Below are 11,627 nucleotides of genomic sequence, written 5' to 3'. Positions count from 1 at the left end.
CAGCTGTTACGCGTGTGTTTTAGTCAGCACGGCGTAGTAGAATCCATCCATATCTTCTTCACCTGGCAAAATTTGACGACCAGGTTGCTCGGGATCAGAATCCAGCAATTTCGCATCAGCGGTGCGAGCCAGGAATGCTTTCACTTGCTCCGCATTTTCTTGCGGAGTGATTGAACAAGTTGCATAAACCATTGTGCCGCCAGGTTTGAGCTGTGTCCACATCGCATCGAAAATTTCGCTTTGCAGTGCTGCTAAAGCTGCAATGTCGTCGGCACGGCGCAGCCATTTGATATCGGGATGACGGCGAATGACACCCGTCGCAGAACATGGCGCATCCAGCAAGATGCGGTCAAATTGTTCGCCTTGCCACCATTCTTGAGGATTACGTGCGTCACCGCAAACCACTTTTGCCTGAAGATTGAGACGCTTCAGGTTTTCATGCACGCGTTTCAGGCGAGTGTCGTCACAGTCAATCGCGACAACTTCACTACCATAGGTACGCTCAAGAATATGAGCGGTTTTGCCACCTGGTGCTGCGCAGCAATCCAGAATCAGCTCACCATCTTTTGGTTTTAGGTAGTTAATTGAAAGTTGAGCCGCAGCATCTTGTACGGATACCCAACCTTTCTCAAACCCTGGCAACTTGGTCACATCGCATGGTGCTGCCAATTTTAGAGCATCCATTGCTTCGGTATGTGGCGTGCTATCAATGTTTTCATTTTTGAGTAGCGCTAGATACTCATCACGCGTGTGGTGCTGGTGGTTAACTCGCAGCCACATTGGCGCTTTCTGATTATTGGCTTCGACAATGCTTTCCCAGTGTTGCGGGTAAGCGTCCTGTAGTAGTTTTAGTAACCAACTCGGGTGGCCATATTTGCCAGCGTTATGGCTAACAGCAATCTCATCCAACTCTTCCTGATTACGTTGGTAATTACGCAATACCGCATTAATCAGACCGCGCAAGCGAGGACCTTTCAAATCTTTTGTGCCTTCAACGGTTTCACCAACCGCTGCGTGCGCAGGAATGCGCATAAAGCTAAGTTGATAAATGCCGACTAGGATCAGGTGATGAAAAACACGCTGTTTACCTTTCAAAGGCTGATCCATTAGCTGGCTTGAAATGGTTTCTAGACGAGGTAAGTAGCGAAGTGCTCCGTAACAGATCTCTTGTAAAAGCGCGTGATCACGAGGTCGGATGGTTTGTTGAGCCGCTGGAAGAGCGCTAGAAAGAGAGTGGCCCTTGTCGACGACAAGATACAAGACGTTGGCAGCCGCAGCGCGAACATTCATGATGAGTACCTTAAAGTAAAGGAGGGCATCTCTGCCCTCTAAAAGTTCGTATTATTAGGGGGAATAACTCACCCTAGTATGGCTTAAATCAGCTGGGTGCCGACTTCAAACCAAGATGCGCGCGAGTTCAAAATATCTTGAACTGACATGGCTTTTTTACCCGGAACCTGCAACTGCTCCAGAACTAATACGCCATTGCCTGTCGCTACATAGATACCGGTTTTGTCTGCCTGCACAATCGTGCCAGCTGGCTTCTCGCTGGTTTGTTCCGCTACTCGGCTTTGCCATACTTTGATGCTGTTTTCGGCAGCGATAAAGTGGCTCATTGGCCATGGGTTGAATGCGCGTACGCAACGCTCGATGTGCGCGGCATCGTCGCTCCAGTTGATGCGAGCTTCTTCTTTGCTGAGCTTTTTCGCGTAGTTTGCGAGCTCATCGTCTTGCTTAACAGGCACTGCTTTATCTGCAGCGATATCTGCCAGACAATCGATCAGGGCTTGCGGACCAAGCTCAGCCAGCTTTTCATACATAGACGCGCTGGTATCTGTCGCTTCGATTGGTAGCGTCGCGATTTTCAGCATATCACCCGTATCCAAGCCAATATCCATCTGCATGATGGTTACGCCAGTTTCTGCATCACCAGCCCAGATTGAACGTTGGATTGGTGCCGCACCACGCCAGCGAGGCAGGATAGAACCGTGAACGTTAATACAACCGAGCTTAGGCGTGTCTAATACCGCCTGTGGTAGCAGAAGACCATAAGCCACAACGATCATGATATCGGCGTTCAGATCAGCCAGCTCTTGCTTCGCTTCATCTGACTTGAAGTTCTCAGGCTGATAAACCGGGATGTCGTGTTCCAGCGCGATATTTTTAACCGGGCTTGCAGTCAACTTTTTACCGCGACCCGCAGGGCGGTCTGGTTGAGTGTAAACGGCAATTACTTCGTGCTCCGAAGACAACAACGCCGCCAAGTGACGGGCGGCGAAATCCGGAGTACCTGCAAAGACAATACGTAAAGACTGACTCAAGGTAGACTTCCTTCTAAAATGGTATCGTTCGTGATTAAGCGCTTAGCTGCTTCTCGTTATAGCGTTTGATCTTCGCTAATTTGTCCTGAATGCGCTTGCGCTTTAGCGGCGATAGATAATCAACAAACAATTTACCTTGTAGGTGATCCAGTTCGTGCTGAACACAAATCGCTAGCAGATCATCAGCGTCAAAGGTAAATTCTTTGCCGTCGCGATCCAATGCTTTAACGGTAACTTCAGCCGCACGAGGTACCAATGCGCGAGCACCCGGTACCGATAGACAGCCTTCTTCAATGCCATCTTCGCCACGCTTTTCCAGAATCTCAGGGTTGATAAGCACCATTGGCTCGTCACGAGTTTCTGAAATATCAATCACTACGATACGCTGATGGATATCCACCTGCGTTGCAGCGAGACCAATACCTTCTTCGTCGTACATGGTTTCGATCATGTCATCGACGATTTTTTGAATTTCAGGTGTCACCTCTTCAACAGGCTTCGCGACCGTGCGCAGGCGATCATCTGGAAATGTTAATACTTGTAATACAGACATATTCACTCGAAATATTGAACTGTGCCGAAACAGCACAAACCTTGTTGGCTCAATTCTAGACATTTTATGACCTAAATGACAGCATCCTTGCATTAATTTCCATACCAAGTATTGCTTATTAGACCAAGGATGAGGGTCATGAATCGCATTTTCCGCAACGTTTCCAGCATGATGTTGCCGTTATTATTCTCCTTCACTGCAGCAGCAAATGCGGACTCTAAACCACTCGCAGTCAAACCTGATGCTCCACAAACCTATGTGGTCGTGAAAGGCGATACCCTATGGGACATTTCGGCGATGTATTTGGAGAGTCCTTGGCTGTGGCCTCGCTTATGGCAAATAAACCCAGAGATAGATAATCCACATTTGATTTATCCCGGTGATAAGTTGTCCCTGGTTTGGATTAACGGTCAACCAGTTCTGAGCCTAAAGCCAGTAAAAAAACTGAGTCCACAGGCTCGCATTACCGAAAAGAAGCCTGTGCCGACGGTTGCGGAAGGCTTAGTGATGCCTTATCTCAGTTCTGACCGATTGGTAGATGCAGAGACGCTCGACAATGCAGCCAAAGTGATTGGCAGCGCCAAAGGCAGTCAGTATCTGACCACAGAAGATGTGCTGTATATCAGCGGTGAGCAAACAGCGACTAAATGGGCAGTTTACCGTCCTGTCGAGACCTTCTCTCGTGATGAACTCTCAAAGGAAATTACCGCATTACGCTTGATAGCAAAAGGGGATTTAGTGGAGGCGTATGAAGAGTTTTCAGGATTAAAAATCACCGCTCAGTTGCAGGAAGTTCTTCGTAACGACATCGCCTTACCAAGCCAGATGATAGAGAGCAGGGAGCTTTCAACGACGTTCTACCCACTTCCTGCGCCACAAGGCAGCTCAGCAAAGCTGTTGGGAAATATCGAAGGTATCCGCTTCAGTTCAACCAATCAGGTTGTGGTGATTGATAAAGGAACAGCGGATAAGCTGAAACAAGGCAGCGTTTTTGATCTTAAAGAAAATGCTTATCCGGTCTATCAAGATGGTGATGGTTTCAAAAAAGAGGTGGGTTTATTCGATAAGGCTATTACCCTGCCACAAAGTAAAGTCGGTGAGTTGTTGGTGATTCGTCCTTATGAATACTTCAGCTTAGCTTTGATCACTAAGAGTACTAAACCGATCAATAATGAGGTAACGGTCGTTTCGCCTCTTTCTGAAGTGCCTGCCTTAGATGAAACAACTCAATGATAATGACCTCGTTGCCTGGCTAAAGCTGAGTTGCTTGCCAGGCATAGGTGGGGTCAAACTGAATCAGTTACTTGCTAAAGATACTCCTCGAAACATCATCAACTCCTCTCATGAATACCTACAGCGCCTTGGTTTAAGTCAAAAGCAACTTCAGGCTTGGACGTCGGTCGATAAAGAGGTTGAAGCTTGTCTTGCCTGGAAAGCGCTCGCTTCGAATCACCATATTTTGACCTTAGATGATCCGCTTTATCCTCCACTGCTAAAACAGATTGGCGCACCGCCACCCTTGCTGTTTGTTGAAGGAGATCCTGCGTGTTTATCTCAGCCTCAGATTGCCATGGTAGGAAGTCGTAATGCCAGTGTTGACGGATTACAGTATGCTCGACACTTTGCTGCAGACTTCGTTGGTAATGATCTCGTTGTGACCAGTGGATTAGCATTGGGAATTGATGGCCATGCACATGATGGTGCGCTACAAGCGGGTGGTAAGACAATTGCAGTGCTTGGCTCCGGCTTGGCACATATATATCCAGCCCGACATCGTGGACTTGCACATCGGGTCACAGAGAATGGTGCACTGATTTCAGAATTTCGTCCCAATGCAAAGCCGAGAGCGGAGCACTTTCCACGTCGCAACCGAATTATTAGTGGGTTGTCTCTGGGGGTGTTAGTTGTCGAAGCGGCAGAGAAAAGCGGTTCTCTGATTACGGCGCGTTATGCGCTTGAGCAAGGACGAGAAGTGTTTGCTTTGCCTGCTTCTATTAATGCGAAGAATGCCTGTGGTGGGAATCATTTGATTCGTAATGGTGCTTGCCTCGTAGAAAAGACTAAAGATGTGCTCGATGAAATACAATCATTACTTGACTGGTCTGTTAATCAGAGCAGAGATTTATTTTCTGCGTTAAATGATGAAGAAGAATTGCCATTTCCTCTGCTGTTAGCTAACGTAGGAAATGAAGCTACACCGGTTGATATTCTTGCAAACAGGACCAATATACCTGTCCAGGAAGTCATGATGCAGCTCTTAGAGCTTGAGCTCTCAGGGCATGTTGTTGCAGTTTCAGGTGGCTATATTCGAAAGGGGAGGGGCTAGCTATGATGATGGATATACTGATGTATCTATTCGAAACCTACATCCATAGCGATGCAGAGTTACAGGTCGAACAAGACGAGTTGGAAGATGAGTTGCTTCGTGCAGGCTTCCAACAAAAAGATATCTACAAAGCCCTTGTCTGGTTAGAAGAGCTTGCCGCACTGCAGCAAAGTGAAACATCTTCTGCGATATCGGCTTGTAGTGCATCGTCGTCGACTCGTATCTACACATCGAAAGAGATGCAGCGTTTGGATCTCGAATGCCGAGGCTTTTTGTTATTCCTTGAGCAAATTAATGTCCTGACTACAGAGACTCGTGAGATGGTGATTGATCGAGTGATGGGGCTGGAAACCAACGAATTTGAGCTTGAAGACCTCAAATGGATCATTCTGATGGTGCTGTTTAATGTACCGGGTAATGAAAACGCTTATACGCTGATGGAAGAGTTGTTATATACCAAGGAACAAGGGATCCTTCACTAAGCCTAATCCCGGTAAGTTCGAGTTCCGTTGGATGTGAACTCGAACCTACCTATTTGGTATATGTTTCAAGTAAACGGTAAGTATGAGTAGTAAAATCGACAACAGCCTTTTCTCTGCCCATGAACATGCGCTCGAACATGAGCCGTGTCCAAAGTGCGGCGCTGAGCTGATCCTTAAACACGGTAAACACGGCCCCTTTCTCGGTTGTAGTCAGTATCCAAGCTGTGATTACATCAAAGCGCTGCACAGTAATGATGGACACATCGTCAAAGAGCTTGGCGTGCCTTGTCCTGACTGTGGTAATGAGCTGGTATTGCGCCAGGGACGTTATGGTATGTTTGTCGGATGCAGCCATTATCCGGCTTGTCATCATATTGAGTCTATTAACCAGCCAGAGCCGGAAAAGCAACCACAAGAGCAGCATGCTTGTCCTGAGTGTGGCAAAGGCCATTTAGTCGAGCGTAAGACACGCTTCGGTAAAACATTTTATGCGTGTGATAACTACCCGAAATGTAAGTTTGCCGTGAACCTGCCACCGGTCAAAGGCCGCTGTGAAGAGTGCGGCTTTACTTTACTGGTTGAAAAGAAGCTCGCCAGTGGGGTTAAGTTGCAGTGTGCCAACCGCAAGTGTCAGCATACGCAAGCTCAGTAAACAGAACTACAAATTAAAAAGGGTCGCATAATGCGACCCTTTGTTGTTTTTCTGCTGGATTCTAACGCTGAGATTGCTTGGCAAAGTCATGCACGGCAGGAAACGCTTGTGCATCCAGTACATTAGCTAATGCACATACTCTGCGATGCAGTTCGCCAGGGTAGTCTCCACACACATTAATGTGGCCCATTTTACGTCCTGCACGTTTCTCTTTGCCATACCAGTGAATATGGCAACCATCCATCGCTAATAGCGCTTCTGGTAACGTGTCTTCACCGAGAATATTAATCATTGAAGTTTCACGAACCAGTTTCGTGCTGCCCAGCGGCATACCACAAACCGCACGCAAATGGTTTTCAAACTGACAGGTTTCCGCACCTTGCTGTGTCCAGTGACCTGAGTTATGAACACGTGGAGCGATTTCATTCACTAATAAAGAGCCATCAACATTGAAGAATTCTAAAGCCAATACACCAACATAATCTAGGCTGTCTGCAACCGCAGTAAACATCTGCTTGGCTTGCGTTTGAAGTTCAGGTTCATCAATGGCGGTAGAAAGGCTCAGTACACCATCAGTGTGCACGTTCTCTGCCAGTGGATAAACTTCAACGCTGCCATCTTTACCACGAGCACCAACTAAAGATACTTCACAGTTAAATGGAACAAACTCTTCAGCTACTATAGCTTGGGTTGGTGTTGCTGCGATGCACTCGGCCATTTCCACCCAGATAGCGTCTACCTGAGAAGCTTCTTTCAAGCGCCATTGACCCTTACCATCGTAACCGCCTAATGCACTTTTAAGTACCATCGGCATACCAACGTGTTCAATCGCACGGTCAAAATCTTCACGTGTTTCAATCACGTAGTATTTCGCATTACGCACGCCAGCTTTATCGAGTAGGGCTTTTTCAAGACGACGGTCACCGCCTGCCTTGATCGCTTCTGTACTCGGAAGGAACTTTCCACTCTCTTCACAGATGTCGAGCACATCATGAGGGATATGTTCGAATTCTGCTGTGATGACATCGACTTGCTCAATGGCATTTTCCAGACCATGACCAAGCACATGTTGAGTAAGAGGGTGAACGATATCGCCGCTACCCACATCGTAAGCAGAGATTTGAATATTCAGTGGCGCACCAGCCAGAGACATCATACGAGCCAACTGACCAGCTCCTAGAACCAGTACGTGCATCCGATTAATCCTCAGCTGGGTTTGGGTTAGCAAGTACCGTTTCCGTCTGCTCGTTGCGGAATGCTTCCACTTTCGCCATGATGATTTCATCGTGAGTACCCAGAATCTGTGCTGCTAGGATTCCAGCGTTTGCTGCACCTGCTTCACCAATCGCTAACGTACCGACTGCGATACCTTTTGGCATTTGTACAATAGACAGTAGAGAGTCAATTCCTTTCAGTGCTCGTGACTGAACAGGAACGCCAAGTACTGGCAAGCTGGTGAATGCCGCAGCCATACCTGGTAGGTGAGCAGCGCCGCCCGCACCTGCGATGATTACTTTGATGCCGCGCTCTTTCGCACTGCTTGCGTAATCAGCCAATAGTTGAGGAGTACGGTGAGCTGACACCACTTTTGTTTCGTAAGACACGCCAAATTGATCCAGCATGTCCGCTGCTAGTTTCATGGTTGGCCAATCTGATTTAGAACCCATGATGATACCGACTTTCATCTCAAACTCCTTCAAGCTGCAAAATTAGGTGAGCTGATAAATTTGTGCGCATTATACGGGGATTTTTATCTCAAGCAAACGTTTGCGCGCCTTGGTGAATGCTATTGATACATTTTATAAAAAAATTGCTTTAGTCTCTGAGAATGAATCTTTGTACACTTAGGTACAGAGAAAATAATACTGTCAGACAATCAGGAAGTAATCGGTGGATAACTTTGAACAGGTGCTCAATGCACTACAGCAAGGCGAAGTGATTGCCTATCCAACAGAAGGTGTTTTTGGTGTTGGGTGTGATCCAGATAACCCAGAAGCAATCCAAAAATTGCTGGAACTGAAGCAGCGTCCGGTGGAGAAGGGACTTATCCTTATCGCCGCCAGCTACGAGCAGTTATTACCTTATATCGACGAATCTCAGCTGACTCAAGAGCAGTTAGATAACGTTCATGCAACTTGGCCTGGCCCATACACTTGGATCATGCCAGCGAGCGATAAAGTATCTAATTGGGTTTCAGGGCAGTTTGATTCAATTGCAGTTCGTGTAACGGATCATCCTTTGGTGCAAAAGATGTGTAATGCATTTGGAAAGCCGTTAACCTCTACCAGCGCGAACCTTTCAGGCTTGCCGCCGTGCATGACGACGGAAGAAGTAGAGCTACAGTTGGGTGATCAGCTGGTGGCTATTCTTCGCGGTGAAACCAGTGGTCGTGATAAGCCAAGTGAAATTCGTGACGCCAAAACCTCGCAAATATTAAGACAGGGCTAAACCTGCCTACCAGCCTTCAAATAGGTACCAGATAATAGGTAATAACGTATGTCAGCAATCGATAAGCATGCCGTAAAGCAGTTCCTGATGTCACTTCAGGATTCCATTTGTCAGCAGTTAGAACAAGAAGATGGAAAGGCCGTCTTTGTCGAAGATGCGTGGCATCGTGAGCCGCGAGAGCGCCTTGGTGGCGGTGGTCGTTCACGTGTTTTGCGTGATGGCCACGTTTTTGAGCAGGGTGGCGTGAACTTCTCTCATGTAGAAGGGAAAGAAATGCCTGCGTCAGCGACAGCTCATCGTCCTGAGTTAGCGGGTCGCCGCTTTGAGGCGATGGGGGTCTCTTTGGTTATTCACCCTAAAAACCCTTATGTCCCGACTTCTCACGCCAATGTACGTTTCTTTATTGCAGAAAAAGATGGAGAAGACCCGATTTGGTGGTTCGGTGGTGGCTTCGACTTAACGCCGTTCTATCCTTTCGAAGAAGATTGCCAGTCTTGGCACGATACCGCGAAGACTATCTGCGCACCGTTTGGTGATGAAGTTTATGCCGAGCACAAAGCGTGGTGCGATAAATATTTCTTCCTCCCACACCGAAACGAGACTCGTGGTGTTGGTGGCTTGTTCTTTGATGATTTGAACCACTGGGAGTTCGACAAGTGTTTCGATTACATCAAGGCAGTGGGTGAAGGCTTCTGTCTGGCGTATCTACCTATCGTTGAGCGACGCAAAGATATTGAGTTTGGAGAGCGAGAGCGAGAGTTTCAGCTGTACCGTCGTGGCCGCTATGTTGAGTTTAACTTAGTATACGACCGTGGCACTTTGTTTGGTTTGCAAAGTGGCGGACGTACCGAGTCAATTCTTATGTCGATGCCGCCATTAGCACGCTGGGAGTACAGCTATCAACCTGAAGCAGGAACCCCTGAAGCTGAGCTTTACGAGCGATACCTAAAACCACGTGACTGGTAAGCGCGGAATCTCCTTTTCTATATAGAAAGATAGTGATAGGGTCATCTGTAATCAGATGGCCCTGTTTTTCTCTATATTAAGGTAAGGAATAAAGGTAAGGAAATGACTCAGCAAGTTGATCGCTATGCCGTGTTTGGTAATCCCATCGGGCACAGTAAGTCGCCATTTATTCACACACTCTTTGCTCGCCAAACGAATCAATCACTGACTTACACAGCCGAAAGCGCCCCAGTTGACGGGTTTATTGACGCCGTGAACGAGTTTTTTGCTGAAGGTGGCAAAGGATGTAATGTTACTTTGCCTTTTAAAGAGCAGGCGTATCAATTTGCTACTCGTTTGACTGAGCGTGCCCAGCTTGCCGGAGCAGTAAATACACTTAAGAAGCTTGATGATGGTGATATCATCGGTGACAACACGGACGGTGCCGGTCTAGTACAAGATTTACTTCAGCATCAAGTGGTTTTAGAAGGCGCTCGTATCCTTATCATCGGAGCCGGTGGCGCTTCTCGTGGCGTAATCCTTCCGTTACTCGATCAAAAACCTGCTTCTTTGACTATTACCAACCGTACATTTTCTAAAGCTGAAGAATTGGCGGAGTTGTTTTCGGCTTATGGACCAGTGACTGCGAAAGAGATGAATAGAGTGACTCAAGAATACGATGTCATTATCAACTCAACTTCTGCCTCGCTGAGTGGAGCACTTCCTGAAATATCGTCAGCAATATTTGCGCCTAACAGTACTAGTTATGACATGATGTATGGCTGCGGTGATACTAAGTTTAACCAATGGGCTAAAGAGCATGGTGCTGTTCATTCCTACGACGGACTGGGAATGTTGGTAGGTCAAGCGTCTGAAAGCTTTATGTTATGGCGAGGCTTGCGTCCTAGCGCCAAACAGATTTTACGTGAGCTTAGAAAAAACCTTGAAGGTCAGTAATCGATGAATCAGTCCATTTTATTTCCAGATATCCAGTCCTGGAATGAGTCATTACAATCAGTCAACTTTCCTGCGCAGCAGTCAGGCGCACTGATCGAATGCTATGTAACAAAGCAGAAGTTAGCAAAAATGAGCGGTTCGGACGTAGAAGGTGAACAACAAGCGGTAGAGGCATTTATAGCCTTACGGTTTGACCTGGAGGAAATTGCCGAAGAACTCATAGAAGATGAAGCCTTCGATGAAGAAGGCCACATTGTTATTGAATGATTAGGTTATCGAATCACTAACGAATGATTTCGACTTCATTTAAGTAGTCGTTTTTGTTCTGTACGTAGTTATCTGAAGACTTTTGTAAAAAGGCGCGCTCTTTTTCTGACAGAGGGCGTGCTTGTTTTACCGGGCTGCCAACATAGAGATAACCGCTTTCTAATACTTTCCCTGGTGGTACCAAGCTGCCAGCGCCAATCATCACTTCAGATTGAATTATCGCGCCATCAAGAACTATTGCTCCCATTCCCACCAATACGCGATCGTGAATCTCACATCCATGCAGCATGACTTTGTGACCTACAGTGACATCATTACCAATAATCAAAGGATAGCCGTTTGGGTTTTCCTGATTTTTGTGTGTAACGTGCAGCACGCTACCATCTTGGATATTTGTTCGCTCACCGATGTGGATATGATTGACATCTCCGCGCGCAGCAACCAATGGCCAAACGCTAGAGTCGTGCCCAATGATGATGTCTCCGACTAAAACAGATGTTGAATCGACGTAAACTCGCTCACCAAGCTGAGGCTTCATACCTTTATAACTTCTTATTGAACTCATCTTTTCTCCTTATTGTGGGCGATTAAAGGGTATCTAGGGGTAGAAGAGTAGTAAAAACTCGCCTTTTAGAATAAAAAACACTCAAACGATAAATAAATCAAAAAAAACCTG

The 11,627-nt window shown here is 46.8% G+C and carries 14 protein-coding genes; 8 read left to right on the top strand and 6 right to left on the bottom strand.

The window, feature by feature from the left end; translation table 11 throughout:
* Nucleotides 1-6: 6 nt before the first annotated feature.
* The 3 genes from rsmB to def form a co-directional block, all read right to left on the bottom strand.
* Nucleotides 7-1,290 carry a 16S rRNA (cytosine(967)-C(5))-methyltransferase RsmB gene (gene rsmB / locus L3V31_RS19870; protein WP_237318658.1) on the bottom strand — a complete coding sequence of 428 codons (1,284 nt, stop codon included), beginning with the start codon at nucleotides 1,288-1,290 and terminating at the stop codon, nucleotides 7-9.
* A gap of 83 nt (nucleotides 1,291-1,373) precedes the next feature.
* Nucleotides 1,374-2,321 (bottom strand): methionyl-tRNA formyltransferase, encoded by a 948-nt coding sequence (gene fmt, locus L3V31_RS19865; protein ID WP_237318656.1) that lies wholly within the window; start codon nucleotides 2,319-2,321, stop codon nucleotides 1,374-1,376.
* Nucleotides 2,322-2,355: 34 nt separating this feature from the next.
* The gene (gene def / locus L3V31_RS19860; RefSeq protein WP_237318654.1) at nucleotides 2,356-2,874 is read right to left on the bottom strand and encodes a peptide deformylase; all 519 of its coding nucleotides are present in this window, start codon (nucleotides 2,872-2,874) and stop codon (nucleotides 2,356-2,358) included.
* Nucleotides 2,875-3,012: 138 nt separating this feature from the next.
* On the opposite strand from def, the gene L3V31_RS19855 reads away from it, so the two are divergent.
* From L3V31_RS19855 to L3V31_RS19840, 4 genes are all read left to right on the top strand, one after another.
* Nucleotides 3,013-4,107 (top strand): LysM peptidoglycan-binding domain-containing protein, encoded by a 1,095-nt coding sequence (locus L3V31_RS19855; protein WP_237318652.1) that lies wholly within the window; start codon nucleotides 3,013-3,015, stop codon nucleotides 4,105-4,107.
* Entirely contained in the window at nucleotides 4,091-5,200 is a 1,110-nt protein-coding gene (dprA, locus tag L3V31_RS19850; RefSeq protein WP_237318650.1) for a DNA-processing protein DprA, read from the top strand. Before L3V31_RS19855 ends, dprA begins: the two co-directional genes overlap by 17 nt.
* 2 nt (nucleotides 5,201-5,202) lie before the next feature.
* Nucleotides 5,203-5,682: a DUF494 family protein gene (locus L3V31_RS19845; RefSeq protein WP_275949734.1), complete on the top strand. Its 480-nt coding sequence runs from the start codon at nucleotides 5,203-5,205 to the stop codon at nucleotides 5,680-5,682.
* Between the two features lie 82 nt (nucleotides 5,683-5,764).
* Nucleotides 5,765-6,334 (top strand): topoisomerase DNA-binding C4 zinc finger domain-containing protein, encoded by a 570-nt coding sequence (locus L3V31_RS19840; RefSeq protein ID WP_237318648.1) that lies wholly within the window; start codon nucleotides 5,765-5,767, stop codon nucleotides 6,332-6,334.
* A gap of 61 nt (nucleotides 6,335-6,395) precedes the next feature.
* Here L3V31_RS19840 and L3V31_RS19835 read toward each other — a convergent pair whose 3' ends face one another.
* Entirely contained in the window at nucleotides 6,396-7,529 is a 1,134-nt protein-coding gene (locus L3V31_RS19835; protein WP_237318646.1) for a 5-(carboxyamino)imidazole ribonucleotide synthase, read from the bottom strand.
* A gap of 4 nt (nucleotides 7,530-7,533) precedes the next feature.
* Nucleotides 7,534-8,019, bottom strand: coding sequence for a 5-(carboxyamino)imidazole ribonucleotide mutase (gene purE / locus L3V31_RS19830; protein WP_237318644.1), 486 nt, complete (start codon nucleotides 8,017-8,019; stop codon nucleotides 7,534-7,536).
* A gap of 205 nt (nucleotides 8,020-8,224) precedes the next feature.
* On the opposite strand from purE, the gene L3V31_RS19825 reads away from it, so the two are divergent.
* The 4 genes from L3V31_RS19825 to L3V31_RS19810 all read left to right on the top strand — a co-directional run bounded on the left by L3V31_RS19825 (nucleotide 8,225) and on the right by L3V31_RS19810 (nucleotide 10,951).
* Nucleotides 8,225-8,782, top strand: coding sequence for an L-threonylcarbamoyladenylate synthase (locus tag L3V31_RS19825; protein WP_237318642.1), 558 nt, complete (start codon nucleotides 8,225-8,227; stop codon nucleotides 8,780-8,782).
* Nucleotides 8,783-8,830: 48 nt separating this feature from the next.
* The gene (hemF, locus tag L3V31_RS19820) at nucleotides 8,831-9,748 is read left to right on the top strand and encodes an oxygen-dependent coproporphyrinogen oxidase (RefSeq protein WP_237318640.1); all 918 of its coding nucleotides are present in this window, start codon (nucleotides 8,831-8,833) and stop codon (nucleotides 9,746-9,748) included.
* A 102-nt stretch (nucleotides 9,749-9,850) separates the two neighbouring features.
* Nucleotides 9,851-10,684, top strand: a complete 834-nt coding sequence (gene aroE / locus L3V31_RS19815; RefSeq protein WP_237318637.1) for a shikimate dehydrogenase — start codon at nucleotides 9,851-9,853, stop codon at nucleotides 10,682-10,684.
* A 3-nt stretch (nucleotides 10,685-10,687) separates the two neighbouring features.
* A complete protein-coding gene (locus tag L3V31_RS19810; RefSeq protein ID WP_237318635.1) occupies nucleotides 10,688-10,951 on the top strand; it encodes a DUF1488 domain-containing protein in 264 nt (87 codons plus the stop codon).
* A 16-nt stretch (nucleotides 10,952-10,967) separates the two neighbouring features.
* Here the strand turns inward: L3V31_RS19810 and L3V31_RS19805 are convergent, their stop codons facing one another.
* A complete protein-coding gene (locus L3V31_RS19805; RefSeq protein ID WP_237318633.1) occupies nucleotides 10,968-11,516 on the bottom strand; it encodes a gamma carbonic anhydrase family protein in 549 nt (182 codons plus the stop codon).
* Nucleotides 11,517-11,627: the final 111 nt, after the last annotated feature.

This window comes from Vibrio sp. J1-1 (assembly GCF_021728395.1).
Taxonomy (GTDB): Bacteria; Pseudomonadota; Gammaproteobacteria; order Enterobacterales; family Vibrionaceae; genus Vibrio.
This window is presented reverse-complemented; position numbering and strand designations above follow the sequence as displayed.